Here is a 19,546-nt window from a genome sequence, read left to right on the forward strand (position 1 = left end):
GGGCGGGTCTCCTTGAGGAAAAACAGCACCAGCAGTGCGCCGAGCACGCCAATACCGGCGACAACCCAGAAGATGGCGCGCCAATTGCCAAACTGCACGATCAGGCTGCCGCCAAGCGGAGCCAGGATCGGCGAGACCGAGAAGACCAGCATCAGCAGGCTCTGCAGCTGCGCCGCGTCCGCGCCGGTATAGCCGTCCCGCACGATGGCGCGCGGCAGGGCCATGGCGGCGCAGGCCCCGATCCCCTGGAGGAAGCGGGCGGCAATCAGCCATTCGATGCTGGGCGCCAGCGCCGAACCGACGGCGCCCGCCACGAACAGCGCCATGCCGAAATAGAGCGGCGGCTTGCGGCCCACCATGTCGCTGATCGGCCCGTAGAAGAGCTGGCAGACGGCAATGGCGGCCATGAAGGCCATCAGGCTGGCCTGGACGCCAGCCGTATCGGCGCCGAGGTCGATGCCGATGGCCGGCAAGGCGGGCAGATACATGTCGATGGCGAACGGGCCGATGGCCGACAACAGGCCGAGCACCAGCGCGGCGCGCAGGATCTGGGAGTTCATTTGGCAATACCTCTTGGACTCGCGCCAAGGCGCTGAGTCGAATCCGGATGAAATTTGAATCGGCGTGAAACGGGAGGATCAGGCAGCCGACGACCGGATATTGGACAGTGTTGTAAAATCAGTCAAGCGTGATCGTCCACAAAAATGGACAGAGTTGTAAAATTCTCCGATATGTGCATATTGCTGCACGATGAGTGTCACTGATCTCGCACCTGAGCGACCCGCTTTTCCCAAGGCGCAAACCAAGCGCATGGCGATTCTCGACGCGGCCAAGCGCGCCATCGTGCGCGACGGCTTCGCTGCGCTCAGCATTGACAGCATTGCCGTCGAGGCCGGCGTGTCCCGGCAGACGGTCTACAACCAACTCGGCGACCGCGACCAGCTGCTGATCGCGGTCATCGAGGATGTGACAGCCCGGTCCAGCGCGTCGCTCATGGCGGTGCTGGCGACTTTCCCCGACAAGCCCGACGATATTCAATCCGCCCTGGTCGATTTCGCCATCCGCGTCATGGGGCGCTGCATGTGCGACGTCGATGGCCGGGCGCTGACCGCGCTGCTCAAGCGCGAAGCCCACAACTACCCTGCCCTCTTTGCTGCCTGGGCGGAATACGGACCGGGCCGGGACTGGCCGCTGATCGCGGGCCGCTTCGCCAAACTGGCGCAGGATGGCTATCTCGACCTGCCCGACGCCAGCATCGCGGCACGCCACTTCTTCGCGCTGATCAATTCGGACCTGCCGGACGACGGCACCTGCGCCAGGCCCACCGAGGACGCCCTCCGCAAGGCGGCAACCACGGGCGTCGCCACCTTCCTGCGCGCCTTCGGGGCGCGACAGACCTAGTTTCCCAGCACTATCAGATACTGCCGCACCGCCTCGGCAAAGCCCAGCAGCAGGGCGTCCGCCGTAATGCCGTGGCCAATCGAGGCTTCGTCCACATAGGGCACGGCAGAGTGGAAGGCCGGCAGGTTGGCGAGCGTCAGGTCATGCCCGGCATTCACCCCCAGCCCCGCCGCATGGGCGGCCTGCGCCGTATGCGCCAGCGTCGCCAGCTCGCGCACCGCCCGGCCCGGGTCATCGTAGCAGCCGCCATAGGGGCCGGTATAAAGCTCGACGCGGTCGGCGCCCGTCGCCTTGGCGGCAGCCACGCCCTCGACCCCCGCATCGGGGTCGCAGAACAGCGAAATGCGCCGATTGGGCGCCTTGAGCCGTTGCACCACCGAGGTCAGGAAATTGCCCTTGCCACGAAAATCCCAGCCATGGTCGGACGTCGCCTGGGCCGGATCGTCAGGCACCAGCGTCACCTGCTGCGGCTTGACCTGGTCGATGAGCTCAAAGAAGTCCTCGCTCGGATAGCCTTCGATATTGAACTCGGCCGCCGGATATTCCGCCGCCAGCATCTCGGCCAGGTCGAACACATCCGTCCGCCTGATATGCCGCTCATCGGGCCGCGGATGCACCGTGACGCCGCTGGCGCCGGCATCGAGCACCACGCGCGCAATACCGACCACGCTGGGCCAGGGCAAATTGCGCCGGTTGCGAAGCTGGGCGACGGCGTTGAGATTGACGGAGAGATGGGTCATGGCAGGGACTCGCAACTGGCGATCCCTGCTCTATACCAGACTGGGCGAGCCGCCCAATCGAACCTTGTGATGGCAGCGATCAGCTTTCGCAGATCACATGCCCTGCGGACCACGCGAAATCGCCGCCAGCCCCGTCCGCACCACCTCGACCAGCCCCAGCGGCTGCATCAGCACGATGAAACTGTCGATCTTGGCTGGCTTGCCGGTCACCTCGAACACGAAGCTCTCGACCGACGCGTCGACGATCTGGGCGCGGAAGGCATCGGCCAGCCGCAGCGTCTCGGCCCGGTGATCGCCCGAACCGGCCACCTTGATCAGCGCCAGCTCGCGCTCCAGCGAAGCGCCCTCGGCGGTCAGGTCATGCACCTTATGCACAGGCACCAGCCGTTCCAGTTGCAGCTTGATCTGCGTCAGCGTCTTGGGCGTCGCCGTCACCACCACCGTGATGCGACTAAGTCGGCGGCCATGTTCGGTCTCGCTGACGGTCAGGCTTTCGATATTGTAGCCGCGCGCCGAGAACAGGCCGACGACGCGGGCCAGGATACCCGGCTCGTTGTCCACCAGCACCGATAGCGTATGCCGCTCGATTTGCTGGGTTTCCTGCGTCAGGAAATAGGCAGAGCCCGTGGGCTGCAGATGTGCGTTCATGGTTGTACCCTCCCAGCGCCCTAGACGAGCTGCCGTCCCTTCTCGTCGATGATGCTGCCAATGTTCGCCGTATCGGGCAGGATGATCTCGTTATGCGGCTTGCCCGACGGGATCATCGGCAGGCAGTTCTCGTCCTTCTCGACGATCACGTCGAACAGCACCGGACCGTCATAATCCAGCATCTCGGCAATCGCTGCATCCAGCTCGGCCGGGTTCTCGCAGCGAATTCCCTTGCCACCATAAGCCTCGGCCAGCTTGACGAAATCGGGCAGCGACTCCGAATAGGAATGCGCATAGCGCGAGCCATGCAGCAGGTCCTGCCACTGCCGAACCATGCCCATGCGCTCATTGTTGAGGATGAAGATCTTGATCGGCAGGCGATACTGCACCGCCGTCGACATTTCCTGCATCGTCATCTGCACGCTGGCTTCGCCGGCAATGTCGATCACCAGCGCATCCGGATGCGCCACCTGCACGCCGACAGCGGCCGGCAGGCCGTAACCCATCGTGCCCAGGCCACCCGAGGTCATCCAGTGGTTGGGCTTGTCGAAATGGAAATGCTGGGCGGCCCACATCTGGTGCTGGCCCACCTCGGTGGTGATGAACACCTCCTTGCCCTGCTTCTTGGTCGCCTCATAAAGGCGCTGAATGGCATATTGCGGCTTGATCACCGTGTCCGAATTCTTGAAGCCGAGCGAATCCACCGCCCGCCACTTCTCGATCTGCTTCCACCATGGCGCGATGGCCTCGGTGCGCGGCTGGTTGGTCTTGCTGCGCCAGACGCGCACCATCTCCGACAGCACGCGTTCGCAATCGCCGATGATTGGCACATCGACGCGGACGACCTTGTTGATCGACGACGGATCGATATCGACATGGATCTTGCGGCTGTTGGGTGAGAACGCATCGATGCGGCCGGTAATACGGTCGTCGAAGCGCGCGCCGATATTGATCATGACGTCGCAGTCATGCATCGCCAGGTTCGCTTCGTAAGTGCCATGCATGCCCAGCATGCCCATCCACTGCGGGTTGGACGCCGGAAACGCGCCCAGCCCCATCAGCGTCGAGGTCACCGGGAAGCCGGTGAGCTCGGCCAGCTCGCGCAGGCGCTCCGAAGCTTCCGGGCCTGCATTGATCACGCCGCCACCGGTATAGAAGATCGGGCGCTCGGCCTTGAGCATCAGGTCGACCGCCGCCTCGATGGCAGCGGCATCGCCATCCATCTGCGGGCGATAGCTCTGGTGGCGCAACGTCTCGAGGTCAGGCTTGTAATAGTCGCCCAGCGCGAACTGCACATCCTTGGGAATATCGATGACGACAGGGCCGGGGCGGCCGGTCGTCGCGATGAGAAAGGCCTCATGCATGATGCGCGGCAGGTCTTCCACCCGCTTCACCAGATAGTTGTATTTGGTGCATGAACGGGTGATGCCGACCGTGTCGCATTCCTGGAACGCGTCCGAGCCGATCAGCGTGGTCGGCACCTGTGCCGTTATGCAGATCATCGGGATCGAGTCCATCAGCGCATCGGTGAGGCCGGTCACCGCATTGGTCGCCCCGGGACCGGAGGTGACGAGCACCACGCCGGGCCTGCCGGTAGAACGCGCATAGCCCTCGGCCATGTGCGTCGCGCCCTGCTCGTGCCGCACCAGGATGTGCTGCACCACGTCCTGCTGGAACATCGCATCATAGATCGGCAGCGCCGCGCCACCGGGATAGCCGAAGATATGCTCGACACCCTGGTCCGTCAGGGCCTGGATCACCATTTCCGCGCCGGTCATTCTTTCGGCCATCGTCTAGTCCTTCCTCAGTCACTTTGGACACCCAGTCTCGTAGCGGCGAAAACCGGGCAATAAAAAAGGCCCCGTTCGGGACCTGTTTTCGGCGCACCAGCTATCGCGCGGGATTTTATCCCACGTTGCCGATGCGCCTGCCTACTACGAGAATGAGTGCCCGCACGGGACCTCTCCATGAAATTGTGGCCGCATTGATAGGTGCATTGCCGTCAGGGTGTCAAGGGCACCTATGCTCACTAAACTTTTCTCTTAAGCATTGACGGGGCATCGCCAATAACTTAACTGTTGGCTTAACCATCAGCAGGAGAGCAGCATGACTGAACGTTCCATTGCCCACGGTACCTTTGTGCTGGAGCGGACCTACCCCGTCAGCGCCGCCCGCATTTTCCAGGCCTGGGCCGATCCGGCCGTCAAGCGGCGCTGGTTTGGCGGCGGCGTCGAGCCCAAGATCTTCGAATTCCGCGAAGGTGGTCGGGAGCTGGTGGAAAGCGGTGAAGGCGCCGGCCAGTTCGGCTTTGACGTCCACTATCAGGACATCGTCGAAAACAACCGCATTATCTACACCTATTACATGACCATGGGCGGGCAGCGCATCTCGGTGTCGGTTGCCGCTATCGAGCTCTTTCCTGCTGGCGACGGCACGCGCATGACCGTTACCGAACATGGCTGTTTCCTCGACGGGCTCGACAATATGGACCAGCGCAAACGCGGCACGGAGCACTTGCTCATGGCGCTGGGCGACGAACTTGCCAGGCAGGCGGCAAACTAGCGGCGGACACGCTGGTATTTCTGTCGACAACGGCGCCGAACCATAGTCCAAAGGGTGTTTACCTTCCGCTCGGACCGCCACGCGACGAATGCCACGGAATATACTGCCTTTTGGCGTTGCGCTGATCTTCCTGCTCGCTGCGGCGACCTGGGTCGCCCTGACGGCGTCGGGCGGCCCGACGCCCCATCTGGTCGTCTTCGCAGTCGTTGCCGCTGCCTACATGGCGCTCAATGTCGGCGCCAACGACGTGGCCAACAATATGGGCCCGGCTGTCGGCGCCAAGGCCCTGACAATGGCAGCGGCCCTGGCGCTCGCCGCCAGCTTCGACGCCGCCGGCGCGCTCATGGCCGGCAGCGACGTCGTTGACACCGTCGCCAACGAGCTCCTGTTGCCGGGCGCCGGGCTCACATCCGTGTCGCTTGTCCTGGTGATGATCGCGTCGCTTTTCGCCGCGGCGGTGTGGATCAATGCCTCCACCCTTGTCGGCGCCCCGGTCTCGACAACCCACGCCATTATCGGCGGCATTGTCGGGGCCACGATTGCCGCCGCCGGCATTGGCGCGGTATCCTGGCCCGTCATTGGCGTCATCGCCATCAGTTGGACCCTGTCACCCTTGCTTGGAGCCGCATTCGCCGCCGGCTTTCATTCCGCGATCCGCCGCGTCATTACCCGCCGGGCAGACAAGGTAGCGGCGGCACGCATCTGGGTCCCTGTCCTGGTTGCCCTCATGGCGGGGGTATTCGCCATGTATCTGGCAACCAAGGCGCTATCGCGGTTCTGGCAGCCTGGCCTGGCCGGCATGCTGCTGGTGGGGCTGGTCGCCGCCGCCGTCGGCTGGCTGGTGGCCATGCCTTGGGTCCGCATGCAGTCGCTCGGCATGAGCAATCGCAAGAAGCACGTCGCCACCCTGTTCCGTCCGCCGCTCATCGTGGCCGCGGCATTGCTGTCATTCGCCCATGGCGCCAATGATGTTGCCAATGCCCTGGGGCCCCTTGCGGTCATCATCCGCGAGACGCAGTTCCTCCCCGGTCCGGGCCTGTCGCTTCCCCTGTGGGCGCCGGCCATCGCGGCGGCGGGCATCGCCCTGGGCATCGTACTCTTCGGTCCGCGCGTCATTCACACGGTGGGCGAGCAGATCACCAAGCTCAATGAAATCCGTGCCTTCTGCGTTGCTTCGTCTGCAGCCCTGACCGTTCTGGCGGCTTCCGCATTCGGGCTGCCGGTATCATCGACCCATGTCGCTGTCGGCGCCGTGTTCGGCGTCGGCTTCGTGCGGGAATTTCTCGCCATCCGCAACATGACGGGCGCCGCCGTGCCCGTGCGGGCCAGCCTTGTCGACGCATCCATGCTCAACGATCGGCCCGAACAAGCGCTGGCACGGGAGCGGCGCAACGAGCGGCGCTATCTCGTGCGCCGCCTCAAGCTGGCCCAGATCGGTGCCGCCTGGGTGGTCACGCTGCCCGCTTCGGCCCTGCTGGCCGCGCTATTCTGCAGGGTGCTGTTCGCGCTTACGACGTGATGCGCCGGCTCGTCAGCTGTCTGTGCAACAGTTCGGCGATGCGCACCAGCGACCGGTCGGCCAACAGGCGCCGGGCCTCCGCCAACAGTACCCAGTGGCGCAGCCGCTGGTCCATCTCGTCCCAGCTATCGAACTGCTCGCCCACCCTGAGCGGATAGAGATCGATGTCGACCAGCAGCCCCTTGTCGGTATTCCGGTAGGTGCCAACCGGCTCGGTCCCGATTTCGCCAATCACCCCCGCCTCCTCGAGCGCTTCCTTGGCCGCGCTGTCCCAGGCCGTCATCCCTGCGCTGATCGAGCCCTTGGGGAATATCCAGCGTCCGGTGCGGCGCGACGTCACCAGCAGGAACACCACGCGCCCCTCGACTATCGCATAGGGCAAGGCCCCCGATTGGCGCGGCCCGGCAACAGGCTCGACGATGGGGTTCCAGTTGTGCAGGAATTCGCGCAGCATGGCGCCCTCCGCCGGTTTTCGCGGTCTCGACTCTGGCACGTCGACCTGGCGGGAGTCGACCCGGGGCCGCATTGCCGGCGCACCAACTAAACAAACAAAAAAGGGCCCCATGGGCCCTTCAGACGCCTGCGGTTCCTACTTAGTCCAGCAGGGTGATGTTGGTCGCAGATTCCTTGCCATCACGGCCGGTTTCGAGCTCGTACGTCACCTTGTCGTTCTCGTAGAGGCCCTGAAGCCCCGAACGCTGAACGGCCGAAATGTGAACGAACGCATCCTTGCCGCCGCCTTCCGGCGAGATGAAACCAAAGCCCTTGGTGGTGTTGAAGAATTTGACGGTGCCAGTAATGACAGCCATGGGAGTTTAGTCCTCTTCGTGGACGCCGCCGGAGCGGCTAAGGGTTGAAATCGGGCCAATGACAGGCCCGGCCTAAACGATTCACAGATCAGGACGTAGCCAAGTTTCCGGCCTTCTGCCGGTCGATCAGATAGCGCAAGACAGTGTCGTCAGCCAAAAATATGTCGGCTGTCTGCTCGAAATTCAAGGCGATTTCGCTGGTCAATGAGAAGCCCCCGATCCAGGAGGGACTCCGGATCGAGGGCATGGCGCCCAAAGGGCGCGTGCAGCATGGGGCGATGCTGCAATGCTGTTAGCCCTTCGGGCAGGTATCGCGATAACGGCTGCCGTCGGCACGCTGGTAGATGCAGATGTCGCCGCTGCCGGAAACCTTGCCGATGACACTACCTGCTGCCGCACCGACCACTGCGCCAACGCCGGCACCAACGGCCGTGCTCAACACCGTCCCGCCTGCCGCGGCACCAATGACACCGCCTCCAACTGCGCCCACGGCAGCACCCTGCTGGGTGGTGGTGCAGGCGGCCAACGAAAGTGCAGTTACGGCGATGATCAGGAATTTGTGCATGAGATACCCTCCAAGGAACTATCGAGGGCAAGAATGCGACACCCCCACCTTTGGTTCCGCGGGCACTTTAACAAATTTTTAGGATTCCCGGGGCGCCGGTCGCCAGACCAGCGCAGCACCCACGATCGCCAGCCAGCCGCCGATCATCGTAACTCCGCCCAGCGGCGCCGCGCCGGGGAATAGCCCCCGCCCCAGCCATTCGCGCATGCCCAGGTCGCCGATGAAGACACCCGTGCCAACCGCGAGCAGCACCGCGGCGATGCCGAGCATCCTGCCGCGCCCGGCCAGCGTAAGAGCCAACAGTGCCGGTCCATGCGCCAATGCTATGGCGGCTATGGCGCCAAGGTTGCGCGCGTCGCCACCATGCGATGCCGCCGCGGCCGACATTACCCCGATGGCGCCCAACAGCCCTGCCACCGCCAGCATTGCCCGTCGCCCAATCTCGCCTCTGTCGGTCATGCCACTACCCTGCCCTCTTCCGCTACTTGGCGGTTTCCTCTAGATCAATGCCCCGCGAGTAGGACATTTCAGATGAACGAGCCAGTCACGGCTGCGCCCGGCGCAGCCGATACAAGCCTTTCTGCCGCCAGCGGCTGGGGCGCCGAGCTGCGCGCGACCTTTGCCCTGGCATGGCCGCTGGTCATCGCCCAGCTGGCGCAGACCGCACTCACCACCACCGACGTCATCATGATGGGCTGGCTTGGGCCGCAGGCTCTCGCCGCCGGTACGCTTGCCACCACCTTTCTCATGCCCTTCCTGCTGCTCGGCATCGGCATCGTCGGCGCCGTAGCGCCGTTGATAGCCCAGGCGCGCGGCGCGCGGGACATCAAGGCCGTCCGCCGCATTGCCCGCCAGGGCTTCTGGGCCGCCATCCTGCTCGCCATCCTGTTGATTCCGGTGATCCTGCAAATCCGCCCGGTATTGCTGTGGCTGGGGCAAAACCCCGTGGTAACCGGCCGGGCCGAAGAGTACATCCAGATCGGCGTCTGGATGCTGTTTCCCGGGCTCGCAATCATCGTCCTGCGCTCCCTGCTGTCGGCGTTCGAGGCCACGCGGATCATCCTCGCCATCACGCTCGGCGGGGTCCTGGTCAATGCCGTCGGCAATTACCTCCTGATGTTCGGCGTGCTGGGTCTGCCGCGGCTGGAACTGCGCGGCGCAGCCATCTCAACGGTGCTGACCAACATCGTCATGTTCGCCCTCATGCTGACCTATGTGCTGCGGCATCGCCGCTTCAAGCGCTTCCATGTGCTGCTGCGGTTCTGGAAACCCGACTGGCAGCGCTTCCGCGAGATTTTCCGCATCGGCACGCCCATCGGGCTGACGGTGCTTGCCGAAGTGGGCCTCTTCACCGCCGCGGCGCTGCTGATGGGGCGCATCGGCACCGATGAGATCGCGGCCCATGCCATCGCCCTGCAATGCGCATCCATGGCCTTCATGGTCCCACTGGGCCTGGGCATCGCCGCCACGGTCCGGGTCGGCAACGCCTATGGCCGCACCGACCCGGAGGGCATCCGCAAGGCCGCCTGGACCGCCTTCGCGCTTGGCGTCGGCTTCATGTCCCTCGCCAGCATCCTGTTCCTCACCATGGGGCCGGTCATCGTCACCTGGTTTCTCGATCCGCGCGTGCCCGAAAACACCAACGCCCTGACGCTGGCCGCGACCTTCCTCGTCGTCGCCGGGGTGTTCCAGCTGGTCGACGGCGCCCAGGTGGTGGCGGCGCATGCCCTGCGCGGGCTGAGCGACACCAAGATACCCATGCTGCTGGCCATCCTGGGCTATTGGGGCGTCGGCCTGCCGACCTCTTACCTCCTCGGTCTCGTTCTTGGCTGGGGTGGCGTCGGCATCTGGATCGGGCTGGCAGCCGGCCTCGCCTTTGTCGCAGTCGTCCTCGTGACGCGTTTCGCCTTGCGCGAACGCCTGGGGCTGCTGCGCCCACGCTAAGGCGCGGCGCCGGCCAGCCCTCGACGCGGCCAGTCGCCAAACCGGTTGCGGAACCAGGTGCGCTGGCGCTTGGCATATTGCTGGGTCGCAATGGTCGCCAGCGCAATTGCCTCCTCGCGCTCCAGAGTACCATCCAGCCACTCGCCGATCTCGCGCACCCCGATAGCCTTCATCACCGGCAGCGACGGATCGAGCTGCAGTGATCGCAGCGCCACAACCTCCTCCACCGCCCCACCGCCGAACATCTGCTCGAACCGCAATGCGATGCGCTGCCGCAACACATCCCGCTCCGGGTCCAGCACCATGCGCTCCACCAGGAAATCACCCAGCATTCCTGCGGCATGCTGGTTCTGAAAACCCGAAAGCCTGCGGCCCGTTGCCCGCTTCACGGCCAGGGCTCGTATCACCCGCTGCGGGTCCGCCACCTTGAGCCGCTCGGCCGTTTCCGGGTCTTCACGCTGCAACAGCGCCAGCCGCTGCGCCCCGTCCAGCGCCTGAATCTCTTGTTGAACTTGAAGCACTATTTCGGCCGGAATCTCCGGAATGTCGGCGAATCCGTTTAGCAACGCGTCGAAGTAAAGCCCTGTACCGCCAACGAAAATCAGCGGCCGCCCCGGATCGGCACTCTCCATCACCGCCCGGACCGCGCTCAGCCACTGTCCCGTGGAAAATCGCGTTGCGGCCGGCACCGTTCCATAAAGCCGGTGCTCCGCCAGCCCCATCTCGGCATCGCTGGGCCGTGCCGTAACCACCTGCAGCGTATCATAGACCTGCATCGCATCGGCATTGACCACGATGCCGTCCTGCTCCCGGGCCATGGCAAGCGCCAGCGCCGACTTGCCGCTGGCAGTCGGACCCGCTATCAGGACGGCGCGCCTGCGGCCTCTCACCCACACCTCCGAAAAGTAGACCTCATGCCGGTTCTCTGCCTCATCGCCGATCCCGCTGATTCCGAACTCGATCCGGCGCTGGCTGCCGCCGTGATCAAGGAGACGGGCGGCGAGCTTAACTGGCTCAATCATTCCATTGCCTGCGAGATCATCGAGCCGAAGTCAACCGATGCCCTCGCCGCAGCCCGCGACGTCATCGGCGCCAGGCGCGTCGATGCCGCTCTGGTGCCGTCGGAACACCGCCGCAAGCAGATCCTCGTCGCCGACATGGATTCGACCATGATCAATGAGGAATGCATCGACGAACTGGCCGCGGCCCTCGGCATCAAGGCGCAGGTGGCCGATATCACCGACCGCGCCATGCGCGGCGAACTCGATTTCGGCCAGGCGCTGGATACCCGTGTCGCCCTGCTCAAGGGGCTCGAGCGCAAGGTGATCGAGGAAGTGCGCCGCGAGCAGATAACGCTTGCCCCTGGCGGTCGCGCCTTGGTGCAGACCATGAAGGAATATGGCGCCTATACCTCATTGGTCTCGGGTGGCTTCACCTTCTTCGCCGACTACTTCGCTAAACGTATCGGCTTCCACGAGGCCATCGCCAATGTGCTCGAATTCGATGACGACCGGCTCACCGGCACCGTGACCAAGCCCATCGTCGACAAGAACACCAAGCGCGAACGCCTCGCGGGCCTCGCCGCCGAGCGCAGCATCCCGCTCAGCCAGACCATCGCTGTGGGCGACGGCGCCAATGACCTGGACATGCTCCGCATCGCCGGTTTCGGCGTGGCTCTGCACGCCAAGCCGGCCGTGGCGGCCGAGGCCGGCATCCGCATCGACCATGGCGACCTGACGGCCCTGCTCTATCTCCAGGGCTACAGCGACGAAGAGATCGTGCGGTGAGGCTTGAGACCGAGCGACTGGTCCTGCGCGAGTGGCGGGATGCAGATCGCCCGGTCTTCGCTGCTATCGTCGGCGATCCGCATGTCATGCGCTATTATCCGGCGACGAAGACGCCTGCCGAAGCCGATGCCTGGCTCGACACGATGATCGCCGGCCTGGCCGACGGCACCAGCGCGTTTCTCGCGGTGGAACGCCGCAGCGATGGGGCGATGCTGGGCCTCACCGGCACGGGCACGATCCACTTCGACATACCCACCGCACCAAAGCTCGAAATCGGCTGGCTGCTCGGCCAGCAATATTGGGGCCAGGGTTATGCCCCCGAAGCCGCCCGCGCGTCTCTGGCCCACGCCTTCGAAACACTGGGTGCACCCGAAGTTGTCGCCTTCACCGCCCGCATCAATCAACCAAGCCAGGCGGTAATGACCAAGATCGACATGGCCCGCGACCCTGCTGCCGATTTCGAGCATCCGAAGGTGCCGGTCGGCAATCGGCTTCGCCCACACGTGCTCTATCGCATCGCCAATCCCGCAACCTGACCCCGGTAAACGACGAAGCCGGCGCATGCATGCAGCACGCGCCGGCCTCGAGTTTCATTGCGACCTGGTGGCCGGCTTCTACTGAGCCGGCGCTGCCGCTGGCTCCTCGGTCGGAGCAGGCACCTCGGTCCCGACAGTCGGGGTCAGCTCTGAACCATCCTCGAGCGTAATGCTCGGAAGGGTGGTTTCCTCGATGCCGAGCCCGTCCAGTGCCGGCTCGTCAGTCGCCGGAGCCGTGATCGGGGCCGCGGTCGGCTGGATCGGCGCTGCCGGATTTGGATTGCCGGCCGGGATCTCGCCATTGGAGCCGAAGTAGCGGAAGAATTCGCTGTCGGGCGACAGCACCATCGTCGTGCCGGTATTGGCCAGCGCGTTGCGATAGGCTTCCATCGAGCGGAAGAACTCGAAGAACTCCTCGTCCTGCCCATAGGCCGCAGCAAACAGCCGGTTGCGCTCGGCGTCGCCCGTACCACGGATGATCTCCGAGTCGCGGGTGGCCGCGGCCACGATCTCGACGGCCTGGCGGTCGGCGATGGCGCGCAGGCTCTGTGCCTGTTCCTGGCCACGAGCACGCAGCAACGCGGCTTCGGCAAGGCGTTCGGCACGCATACGCTCATAGGTCCGCTCGAACACGTCGGCAGCCAGATCGGTACGCAGGATGCGCACGTCGAGCACTTCGATGCCCAATTGCTCGACGTCCGGCCGGATCAGGTCACGGGCTTCGAGCATCATCTGCGGGCGCTGCTCGGACAGGGCCGCGTTGAATTCACGCAGACCGTAGACCTGACGCAGCACGGCAGCAAACCGGGTTGCGATACGGTCTTCCACCACAGCCAGTTGGCCCTGGGCCCGCTCGCGGAACAGGCGCGGATCGGTGATGCGATAGGTCAGAAACGCATCGACCTCGTAGAACGCGCCACCTGAAACCTGCACGCGCAGGTCACTGATATCCTGGCGCAGCAGCCGATCTTCAATGATCTGCACGCTGTCCACGAAGTCGGTCGGGATCTTGAAATAGATACCGGGCTCGGTGCGGATATCGGTGATCTGGCCGAAGCGGGTGACGATGGCCTGGTCGCGCTCGTTGACCACATAGATCGACGAGAAGAACACGTAGAGCGCGGCGAGCAGGACGACGCCAATGATTATGAGACGATTGTTCATGGCTCAGTTCCCCGTCGTCGTGGTGGTCGTGGCGCCGGGGCGCAGTTCGGGCAGCGGCAGATAGGGGATGACCCCCTGGCCATTGGCGCCGTTCTCGATCAGCACTTTCTCGGAACCACCAAGCACTTCTTCCATCGTTTCGAGGAACAGCCGCTTGCGGGTCACTTCGGGGGCGTTGACATATTCGGCATAGATGGCGTTGAAGCGCTCGGCCTCACCGGTTGCTTCCTGCACCACGCGGTTGGTGTAGGCCGCCGCATCTTCGCGCAGGGCCGCGGCACGACCACGCGCATCGCCCAGCAGCGTATTGGCATAGGAGCGCGCTTCTTCCTGCACGCGGTCCTCGTCCTGCTCGGCGCGCTGCACTTCGTTGAATGCATCAGCCACTTCGGCCGGCGGCGCCGCACCTTCGATTGAAATCTGGCTCACGGCAACGCCAAGGCCATAGCTGTCGAGAATGGTCTGGGTGATGTCCTGGACCTGCGCTTCGATGCCGGCCTGGTCGTCGCGGAACACGTCATTGGCCGGACGACGTCCAACAACTTCACGCATGGCGCTCTCGGCCGCGTTGCGGACCATGTCTTCCGGATCCCGCACGTTGAACAGGTATTCGACCGGATTGGCCACAGCCCAGAACACCGAGAAGCGAACATCCACGATGTTCTGGTCGCCCGAAAGCATCAGGCCATCGTCGCCGCTGCTGCGCGAACCGGCCGCTGCCGATCCGATCGTGGTCTGGTTCACCGTTACGGTGACGCGCTCGACGGTTTCGATCGGCCAGAGATGGAAATGCAGCCCGGGCATGGACAATTCGGGCTTGGGCGCGCCAAAGCGCAGTTCCACGCCGACTTCCTGCGGGTCGACCGTGTAGATCGAGTTCAGCGCCCAGAACGCCACGATGGCCAGCGCGCCACCGATCAGCGCCCAGCGACCGCCGGGGACGCCGCCGCGAAACTGATCGCGGCCGCGGTTAAGAATATCCTCGAGGCTGGGCGTATTGCCACCACCGGGACGCCGCGGATTATTACCGCCACCAGGTGCCTGGCCCCAGGGTCCGCCATTATTATTGCGGCCACCCCCACCTCCGTTACTCTCCCACGGCATCGCGTCCCTTTCGGATAATTTCGTTTCGTTGAGGACTTATATAGGTAAGGCCTCCACCCGATCAATGCGCCGCGTCCCGCCGCCGCTCGTACACTTTGACGCGGTAGGTTGCTTCGTCTCGGGGCGAAGGGGCCACCTCGGGCAGGTCGATCACCGTCCATTGCTCGGGCGCAATGGCGGGAAACCGCACGTCTCCCGACGGGCTGAGGTCGATATGGGTGATGTAGAGCCGGTCCGCCCGCGCCATGATCTGGGCATAGAGCTCGCCACCACCGATGATCATGATTTCGTCAACGCCGTCGGCTTCGGCAATTTTGCCGGCCTCGGCCAGCGCCGTCTCGACGTCATGGAACACCAGCACGCCCTCCGGCTGATAGTCCCGCTGCCGGGTGATGACTATATTGGTTCGTCCCGGAAGCGGCTTGCCCACCGTCTCGAACTGCTTGCGACCCATGACGATGGGCTTGCCCATGGTGGTGCGTTTGAAGAACGCCATGTCCGAGGGCACGCGCCACGGGATGGTCTGGTCGCTGCCGATCACGCCATTTTCCGCGACGCCGGCAATCATGGCGATGCGCACGGTCATGGGGCCCCCAGCTTGCGCAAGGCTTCGCCGTCGACGCGCACCTTTGTCCATTCGTCCTGCATCACGCCACCCTGGCTCTTGTAGAATTCGATGCTCGGCTCGTTCCAGTCGAGCACCCACCACTCAAACCGCCCCAGCCCCTCGGCCACGCAGCGCTGCGCCAAGTTGACCAGCAGCGCCTTGCCGATGCCCTTGCCGCGCATGCTCGGGTCGACGAACAGGTCTTCCAGCCAGATCCCGTGCCGCCCCTGGAAGGTAGAATAGGTGTAGAACCACAGCGTGAAGCCCACCGGCTCGCCCTGCCATTCGGCGATCTCGCAGAACACCTTGGGATCGGCGCCGAACAGATCGCGCACGATATCCGCCTCGGTCGCCTTGGCTTCGTGGCTCAGCTTCTCATATTCAGCCAGCGCGGCGATGAACTGGATAATGAGTGCGGCATCGCCAGCAGTGGCAGCGCGTATCTTGAGTTGGTCAGTCATGGAACCTGCGGTGGCACGACCTCATGGTTCGACGGGCTCACCATGAGGTCTGTTCGGGACTCATCGCTCAGGGAGACCTCATGGTGAGCCCGTCGAACCACAAGGTCGGGTGCACTGAAGGTACGCCCTACTCGCCTTCACGCCGCTCGAGGATCAGGATGTCCAGTTCCCGGTCTGGCCAGAAATCGGTCTTGACCATTTCGAACGTGGTCGGCCCGATCTTCTTGATGCCCTCGCCGCAGAATGACACCAGGTTGTCGGTGCTGCCCTTGTCCACGACGAGCCGGAACCTGGAAATGGCACCGCCGCCCCAATTGCCGCCAGTGGTCAGGATGTAGGAAATCCAGCTCTCGGTGAACGGCGCCGAATAGGTATCGTCCGGACTGGCGAGTGTCGCCTTGACGGCATTGAGGAAGGCCTCGTCGGTGCAATACTTGGCGGCATATTCCTTGGCCGGATCGTAATCTTCGAAGGGTTCGCTCAGAAAGCTCACGGCCACCGTGCCGCCCACGCTGGGCTTGTAGGTGTGGACCACCTCGACCGTCTCGCCAGCAGGGAAATCCCCCTCCCAGGTATAGGTGGCCTTGTAGGTCCAGGCCGGCCAATAGTGCTTTTCCCAGCCCTCGCCGGCATCGAACTCGTCCGGCGTCACCATGCCCATATGCAGCAGGCGCTGCGTCGTTTCATCGTCCAGCGCATCGGTCGCCTCGCTCGCGGCACTGGTGATGGGCACCAGCGGCAGGCCGAGTTGCTTGACTAGCTTGGTGCGATCCACCCCGAAGGCATAGGCATATTCATGCAGCGTCGCCTCGACCGGCTCGCCGTTGAGCGTCGTCTCGAACTCGAAGAGATTGTCATCGGGCCCCATCGGAAAGGCCACCGGCGACCAGAAGTTCGGCACGATGTCGGGCATCGGGAAGGCGACCAGAATGTTCTGGTCAACCTCGCCCGTATTGCGGAACTGATAGACGACGCGAATTTCTTCCTTGGAGATGAAGAGTTCCTCGCTCTCCATCACGATGTCCTGGTTGGTTATGAATTCCAGCCCGCCCGTCGTCAGCACGGCCGACGTGTCATTGGCCACACTCGGACCAACCGCCAGCAGCAATCCACATACCAGCAGAAACCTCATCCCATCCTCCCGAAAGACCATGGCAATCATGTAGCACGCGCAAATCTAGCGCGGCAGGTACTTGAACCACTTCCGCTCCAGCGCCGCCTCGAGATCGATGCCGCTATTGCGCGCAAACAGCAACAGCATGGCCAGCACATCGGCAGTCTCATCCTCGAGCGCGACGCGAACGGCATCCGCATCGGCGCCCTTCATTCGACCGCGTCCGCTGGACCGCAGATATTCTGCCGTCAGTTCGCCAAGCTCTTCCTGGAGCTTGAGCATGTACCAGTCATTGTCGCGGGCAATGTCATTGCGCTCGGCATAGATGTCCGAAACCTGTGCCACCAGGGCACCCAGTTCGGGCAGGCTCCGGCTCAAACCGCCACCGCCGCCTTGATATGCGGATGCGGGTCGTAGCCCTCGAAGGCAAAATCCTCGAATACGAAGTCTTCGAGCCGCGTCACCGCGGGATTGATCTTGAGCACCGGCAGCGGCCGCGGCTCACGCGTCAGCTGCAGTTGCGCCTGTTCAAAATGGTTCGAATAAAGGTGCACGTCACCAAAAGTGTGAACAAAATCACCCACTTCGAGCCCCGTCACCTGCGCCACCATATGGGTCAGCAGCGCATAGGAGGCGATATTGAACGGCACGCCCAGGAACGTGTCGGCGGAGCGCTGGTAGAGCTGGCAGCTCAGCTTGCCATTGGCGACATAGAACTGGAACAGGCAGTGGCATGGCGGCAGCGCCATCTCGTCCACCTCGGCCGGGTTCCAGGCCGAAACGATGTGCCGACGCGAATCCGGCTTGCTCCGGATGCTCTCGATCACGTTTGCAATCTGGTCGATCTTGCGCCCGTCCGGCGCCGGCCAGCTCCGCCACTGCGAGCCATAGACCGGCCCCAGATCGCCATTCTCATCCGCCCATTCGTCCCAGATCTTGACCCCGCGCTCCTGCAGCCAGCGCACATTGGTCTCGCCGCGGATGAACCACAGCAGCTCATAAACGATCGACTTGAGGTGCAGTTTCTTGGTCGTCAGCAGCGGAAAGCCGCGGCTGAGATCGAACCGCATCTGGTAGCCGAACAGGCTGCGCGTGCCGGTGCCGGTCCGGTCGGACTTATCGGCACCATGTTCAAGGATGTCGGATAGGAGCTTCAGGTAGGGCTGCATGCCTGCACTCTACGTTGATTCGCCCTTGCCCGCCGCTGCCGCCATATGGCTTTCCACGAGGCGGGTCAGCAGTTCGATCTGCTCCTGCTGCTTGCCGATGAGTTGCTTGAGGTCATCGTTGCGCAATTGATCGACCTTGTCGTGCAAAGCCATGATCTCGATCTCGGCTTTCAGGTTGCATTCGTAATCGTGGCTGGTCACCAGCCGGTCCTTGGCTGCCTGCCGGTTCTGGCTCATCATGATGATTGGCGCCTGCACCGCAGCGACCATGGAGAGCAGCAGGTTGAGAAAGATGAACGGATAGGGGTCCGGCGCCGATCGCGACAGCAGCAGATTGATGCCGACCCAGCCCAGCAGCACGATGCCGAAGCTGATCAGGAAGGTCCAGGAGCCGCCGAACGAAGCGACCCCATCCGCCAGCCGCTGGCCGAATGTCGACTTCTCATCGAACACCGTACTGGTATCCAGCGCCAGGGCCTTCTTGCCAATGGTCTGCTCCAGCACCTGTCTTTCGACGTCGGTCAGCGCCGTCTCACCCTTGCCCAGAAATCTCTCGGCGGCCCGGATGAGTTTATCGCTTGAAGTGTCGGTCATGATTGAGTCTCTCGGCTTGTCGCCCCGACCTTACACCGATTGGCACCCACGGAACTCGCGGTCGATATCTCGGGTTACGCAACCGGCGCCTGCGGCTTTATGGTAATAGAATACCTCAACCACTCCTGACATCTGTCGTCAGCACCGACGTTCCAGCCTGTTCGAACCACACCCGGAGAAACAGCCATGCCCGTCACACGTCTCAACCCCGAGGGAATGTACCGCAGCCCGGTATTTTCTCAGGGCATCATCCTGCCGGCCAATGCCCGTATCCTGCTGATCGGCGGCCAGAACGGCGTCAACGCCCTGGGCGAAGTCGTCGCCAGGGGTGATGTCGTGAGGCAAACCGAACAGGCGCTGGTCAACCTGCAGAAGGTGCTCGAAGCGGCCGGCGCAGGCCTGGAGGACCTGGTCAAGGTCACCATCATCATGCAGCAGGACATCGATCTCACTGCCGCTTTCGGCGCCTGGATGGCCGTGTGGGGCCAGCGGACCAACCCGCCCACTGTCTCGGCCTTCCGGGTACCCAGCCTGTCCAACCCGGATTTCCTCATCGAGATCGACGCGCAGGCGGTGCTGCCATGAGCCCCGTCCTCCGCCCGCTGCGCAAGCGGGAGGTCATGCCCGACTTCGTCCGCGACGCGCTTGAGGAGCGCGGCCTGCGCGACAAGTATGACGCCCGTCCACCCTACCAGCGCAACGATTACCTGCTGTGGATCAACAAGGTGAAGCGGGACGAAACCAGGCAGAAACACCTCGCCCAGATGCTCGACGAACTGGAAGCCGGCAATGTCTATATGGGCATGAAGTGGAACGGTTGAA

General features: G+C 63.7%; 25 protein-coding genes. 8 read left to right on the forward strand and 17 right to left on the reverse strand.

The window, feature by feature from the left end:
• On the reverse strand, positions 1-560 hold a 560-nt coding region (locus tag IH615_RS07640; RefSeq protein ID WP_291361125.1), incomplete at its 3' end, for an MFS transporter.
• Positions 561-810: 250 nt separating this feature from the next.
• Between IH615_RS07640 and IH615_RS07645 the strand changes: the two genes are divergently transcribed.
• The gene (locus IH615_RS07645) at positions 811-1,401 is read left to right on the forward strand and encodes a TetR/AcrR family transcriptional regulator (protein ID WP_291361127.1); all 591 of its coding nucleotides are present in this window, start codon (positions 811-813) and stop codon (positions 1,399-1,401) included.
• Here IH615_RS07645 and IH615_RS07650 read toward each other — a convergent pair.
• The 3 genes from IH615_RS07650 to IH615_RS07660 all read right to left on the reverse strand — a co-directional run bounded on the left by IH615_RS07650 (position 1,398) and on the right by IH615_RS07660 (position 4,579).
• Positions 1,398-2,141, reverse strand: a complete 744-nt coding sequence (locus tag IH615_RS07650; RefSeq protein ID WP_291361129.1) for a pyridoxine 5'-phosphate synthase — start codon at positions 2,139-2,141, stop codon at positions 1,398-1,400. The two genes, IH615_RS07645 and IH615_RS07650, sit on opposite strands and share 4 nt — an antisense overlap.
• A gap of 93 nt (positions 2,142-2,234) precedes the next feature.
• Positions 2,235-2,789, reverse strand: a complete 555-nt coding sequence (gene ilvN / locus IH615_RS07655) for an acetolactate synthase small subunit (protein WP_291361131.1) — start codon at positions 2,787-2,789, stop codon at positions 2,235-2,237.
• 20 nt (positions 2,790-2,809) lie between these two features.
• Entirely contained in the window at positions 2,810-4,579 is a 1,770-nt protein-coding gene (locus tag IH615_RS07660) for an acetolactate synthase 3 large subunit (RefSeq protein ID WP_291361133.1), read from the reverse strand.
• Between the two features lie 316 nt (positions 4,580-4,895).
• Here IH615_RS07660 and IH615_RS07665 point away from each other — a divergent pair, with 316 nt between their 5' ends.
• Together IH615_RS07665 and IH615_RS07670 are read left to right on the forward strand one after the other, a co-directional pair.
• The gene (locus tag IH615_RS07665) at positions 4,896-5,351 is read left to right on the forward strand and encodes an SRPBCC family protein (protein ID WP_291361135.1); all 456 of its coding nucleotides are present in this window, start codon (positions 4,896-4,898) and stop codon (positions 5,349-5,351) included.
• An 88-nt stretch (positions 5,352-5,439) separates the two neighbouring features.
• Positions 5,440-6,870 (forward strand): inorganic phosphate transporter, encoded by a 1,431-nt coding sequence (locus IH615_RS07670; RefSeq protein WP_291361137.1) that lies wholly within the window; start codon positions 5,440-5,442, stop codon positions 6,868-6,870.
• On the opposite strand, the gene IH615_RS07675 is transcribed toward IH615_RS07670, so the two are convergent.
• The 4 genes from IH615_RS07675 to IH615_RS07690 all read right to left on the reverse strand — a co-directional run bounded on the left by IH615_RS07675 (position 6,860) and on the right by IH615_RS07690 (position 8,703).
• On the reverse strand, positions 6,860-7,324 hold the full coding sequence (locus IH615_RS07675) for an NUDIX hydrolase (RefSeq protein ID WP_291361139.1): 465 nt from the start codon (positions 7,322-7,324) through the stop codon (positions 6,860-6,862). The two genes, IH615_RS07670 and IH615_RS07675, sit on opposite strands and share 11 nt — an antisense overlap.
• 139 nt (positions 7,325-7,463) lie before the next feature.
• Positions 7,464-7,679: a cold-shock protein gene (locus IH615_RS07680; protein ID WP_291361141.1), complete on the reverse strand. Its 216-nt coding sequence runs from the start codon at positions 7,677-7,679 to the stop codon at positions 7,464-7,466.
• A gap of 292 nt (positions 7,680-7,971) precedes the next feature.
• Positions 7,972-8,244, reverse strand: coding sequence for a hypothetical protein (locus IH615_RS07685; protein WP_291361142.1), 273 nt, complete (start codon positions 8,242-8,244; stop codon positions 7,972-7,974).
• Positions 8,245-8,322: 78 nt separating this feature from the next.
• Complete coding sequence (locus IH615_RS07690; protein WP_291361143.1) at positions 8,323-8,703, reverse strand: DUF423 domain-containing protein; 381 nt, start codon at positions 8,701-8,703, stop codon at positions 8,323-8,325.
• Between the two features lie 72 nt (positions 8,704-8,775).
• On the opposite strand from IH615_RS07690, the gene IH615_RS07695 reads away from it, so the two are divergent.
• Positions 8,776-10,188 carry an MATE family efflux transporter gene (locus tag IH615_RS07695; protein WP_291361145.1) on the forward strand — a complete coding sequence of 471 codons (1,413 nt, stop codon included), beginning with the start codon at positions 8,776-8,778 and terminating at the stop codon, positions 10,186-10,188.
• On the opposite strand, the gene miaA is transcribed toward IH615_RS07695, so the two are convergent.
• On the reverse strand, positions 10,185-11,084 hold the full coding sequence (gene miaA / locus IH615_RS07700) for a tRNA (adenosine(37)-N6)-dimethylallyltransferase MiaA (RefSeq protein ID WP_291361147.1): 900 nt from the start codon (positions 11,082-11,084) through the stop codon (positions 10,185-10,187). The two genes, IH615_RS07695 and miaA, sit on opposite strands and share 4 nt — an antisense overlap.
• Before the next feature lie 18 nt (positions 11,085-11,102).
• Between miaA and serB the strand changes: the two genes are divergently transcribed.
• The gene (gene serB / locus IH615_RS07705; RefSeq protein WP_291361149.1) at positions 11,103-11,975 is read left to right on the forward strand and encodes a phosphoserine phosphatase SerB; all 873 of its coding nucleotides are present in this window, start codon (positions 11,103-11,105) and stop codon (positions 11,973-11,975) included.
• Positions 11,972-12,511: a GNAT family N-acetyltransferase gene (locus IH615_RS07710; RefSeq protein ID WP_291361151.1), complete on the forward strand. Its 540-nt coding sequence runs from the start codon at positions 11,972-11,974 to the stop codon at positions 12,509-12,511. The genes serB and IH615_RS07710 overlap by 4 nt, the downstream gene beginning before the upstream one ends.
• Before the next feature lie 78 nt (positions 12,512-12,589).
• On the opposite strand, the gene IH615_RS07715 is transcribed toward IH615_RS07710, so the two are convergent.
• The 8 genes from IH615_RS07715 to IH615_RS07750 all read right to left on the reverse strand — a co-directional run bounded on the left by IH615_RS07715 (position 12,590) and on the right by IH615_RS07750 (position 18,724).
• Complete coding sequence (locus tag IH615_RS07715; RefSeq protein ID WP_291361152.1) at positions 12,590-13,675, reverse strand: protease modulator HflC; 1,086 nt, start codon at positions 13,673-13,675, stop codon at positions 12,590-12,592.
• A gap of 3 nt (positions 13,676-13,678) precedes the next feature.
• Positions 13,679-14,779, reverse strand: a complete 1,101-nt coding sequence (gene hflK, locus IH615_RS07720) for an FtsH protease activity modulator HflK (protein ID WP_291361153.1) — start codon at positions 14,777-14,779, stop codon at positions 13,679-13,681.
• 61 nt (positions 14,780-14,840) lie between these two features.
• Positions 14,841-15,365 (reverse strand): dihydrofolate reductase, encoded by a 525-nt coding sequence (locus IH615_RS07725; RefSeq protein ID WP_291361155.1) that lies wholly within the window; start codon positions 15,363-15,365, stop codon positions 14,841-14,843.
• Positions 15,362-15,847, reverse strand: coding sequence for a GNAT family N-acetyltransferase (locus IH615_RS07730; protein ID WP_291361156.1), 486 nt, complete (start codon positions 15,845-15,847; stop codon positions 15,362-15,364). Before IH615_RS07730 ends, IH615_RS07725 begins: the two co-directional genes overlap by 4 nt.
• Positions 15,848-15,974: 127 nt before the next feature.
• A complete protein-coding gene (locus IH615_RS07735; RefSeq protein ID WP_291361158.1) occupies positions 15,975-16,979 on the reverse strand; it encodes a DUF4424 domain-containing protein in 1,005 nt (334 codons plus the stop codon).
• A gap of 45 nt (positions 16,980-17,024) precedes the next feature.
• On the reverse strand, positions 17,025-17,339 hold the full coding sequence (locus IH615_RS07740; RefSeq protein ID WP_291361160.1) for a MazG nucleotide pyrophosphohydrolase domain-containing protein: 315 nt from the start codon (positions 17,337-17,339) through the stop codon (positions 17,025-17,027).
• Positions 17,336-18,130: a thymidylate synthase gene (locus IH615_RS07745; protein ID WP_291361162.1), complete on the reverse strand. Its 795-nt coding sequence runs from the start codon at positions 18,128-18,130 to the stop codon at positions 17,336-17,338. The genes IH615_RS07740 and IH615_RS07745 overlap by 4 nt, the downstream gene beginning before the upstream one ends.
• Before the next feature lie 9 nt (positions 18,131-18,139).
• On the reverse strand, positions 18,140-18,724 hold the full coding sequence (locus tag IH615_RS07750) for a DUF1003 domain-containing protein (protein ID WP_291361164.1): 585 nt from the start codon (positions 18,722-18,724) through the stop codon (positions 18,140-18,142).
• A gap of 186 nt (positions 18,725-18,910) precedes the next feature.
• Here IH615_RS07750 and IH615_RS07755 point away from each other — a divergent pair, with 186 nt between their 5' ends.
• Together IH615_RS07755 and IH615_RS07760 are read left to right on the forward strand one after the other, a co-directional pair.
• The gene (locus IH615_RS07755) at positions 18,911-19,309 is read left to right on the forward strand and encodes a RidA family protein (protein ID WP_291361166.1); all 399 of its coding nucleotides are present in this window, start codon (positions 18,911-18,913) and stop codon (positions 19,307-19,309) included.
• Positions 19,306-19,545 carry a YdeI/OmpD-associated family protein gene (locus IH615_RS07760; protein WP_291361168.1) on the forward strand — a complete coding sequence of 80 codons (240 nt, stop codon included), beginning with the start codon at positions 19,306-19,308 and terminating at the stop codon, positions 19,543-19,545. The genes IH615_RS07755 and IH615_RS07760 overlap by 4 nt, the downstream gene beginning before the upstream one ends.
• Position 19,546 lies beyond the last annotated feature (1 nt).

This window comes from Devosia sp., from assembly GCF_014860165.1.
Classification (GTDB): Bacteria; Pseudomonadota; Alphaproteobacteria; order Rhizobiales; family Devosiaceae; genus Devosia.

Excerpts from the sequence above, each read along its gene's own strand:
- IH615_RS07645 (WP_291361127.1), top strand. The coding sequence starts at position 811 with ATGGCGATTCTCGACGCGGCCAAGCGCGCCATCGTGCGCGACGGCTTC.
- IH615_RS07650 (WP_291361129.1), bottom strand. The coding sequence starts at position 2,141 with ATGACCCATCTCTCCGTCAATCTCAACGCCGTCGCCCAGCTTCGCAAC.
- ilvN (WP_291361131.1), bottom strand. The coding sequence starts at position 2,789 with ATGAACGCACATCTGCAGCCCACGGGCTCTGCCTATTTCCTGACGCAG.
- IH615_RS07660 (WP_291361133.1), bottom strand. The coding sequence starts at position 4,579 with ATGGCCGAAAGAATGACCGGCGCGGAAATGGTGATCCAGGCCCTGACG.
- IH615_RS07665 (WP_291361135.1), top strand. The coding sequence starts at position 4,896 with ATGACTGAACGTTCCATTGCCCACGGTACCTTTGTGCTGGAGCGGACC.
- IH615_RS07670 (WP_291361137.1), top strand. The coding sequence starts at position 5,440 with ATGCCACGGAATATACTGCCTTTTGGCGTTGCGCTGATCTTCCTGCTC.
- IH615_RS07675 (WP_291361139.1), bottom strand. The coding sequence starts at position 7,324 with ATGCTGCGCGAATTCCTGCACAACTGGAACCCCATCGTCGAGCCTGTT.
- IH615_RS07680 (WP_291361141.1), bottom strand. The coding sequence starts at position 7,679 with ATGGCTGTCATTACTGGCACCGTCAAATTCTTCAACACCACCAAGGGC.
- IH615_RS07685 (WP_291361142.1), bottom strand. The coding sequence starts at position 8,244 with ATGCACAAATTCCTGATCATCGCCGTAACTGCACTTTCGTTGGCCGCC.
- IH615_RS07690 (WP_291361143.1), bottom strand. The coding sequence starts at position 8,703 with ATGACCGACAGAGGCGAGATTGGGCGACGGGCAATGCTGGCGGTGGCA.
- IH615_RS07695 (WP_291361145.1), top strand. The coding sequence starts at position 8,776 with ATGAACGAGCCAGTCACGGCTGCGCCCGGCGCAGCCGATACAAGCCTT.
- serB (WP_291361149.1), top strand. The coding sequence starts at position 11,103 with ATGCCGGTTCTCTGCCTCATCGCCGATCCCGCTGATTCCGAACTCGAT.
- IH615_RS07715 (WP_291361152.1), bottom strand. The coding sequence starts at position 13,675 with ATGAACAATCGTCTCATAATCATTGGCGTCGTCCTGCTCGCCGCGCTC.
- hflK (WP_291361153.1), bottom strand. The coding sequence starts at position 14,779 with ATGCCGTGGGAGAGTAACGGAGGTGGGGGTGGCCGCAATAATAATGGC.
- IH615_RS07725 (WP_291361155.1), bottom strand. The coding sequence starts at position 15,365 with ATGACCGTGCGCATCGCCATGATTGCCGGCGTCGCGGAAAATGGCGTG.
- IH615_RS07730 (WP_291361156.1), bottom strand. The coding sequence starts at position 15,847 with ATGACTGACCAACTCAAGATACGCGCTGCCACTGCTGGCGATGCCGCA.
- IH615_RS07735 (WP_291361158.1), bottom strand. The coding sequence starts at position 16,979 with ATGAGGTTTCTGCTGGTATGTGGATTGCTGCTGGCGGTTGGTCCGAGT.
- IH615_RS07745 (WP_291361162.1), bottom strand. The coding sequence starts at position 18,130 with ATGCAGCCCTACCTGAAGCTCCTATCCGACATCCTTGAACATGGTGCC.
- IH615_RS07750 (WP_291361164.1), bottom strand. The coding sequence starts at position 18,724 with ATGACCGACACTTCAAGCGATAAACTCATCCGGGCCGCCGAGAGATTT.
- IH615_RS07755 (WP_291361166.1), top strand. The coding sequence starts at position 18,911 with ATGCCCGTCACACGTCTCAACCCCGAGGGAATGTACCGCAGCCCGGTA.
- IH615_RS07760 (WP_291361168.1), top strand. The coding sequence starts at position 19,306 with ATGAGCCCCGTCCTCCGCCCGCTGCGCAAGCGGGAGGTCATGCCCGAC.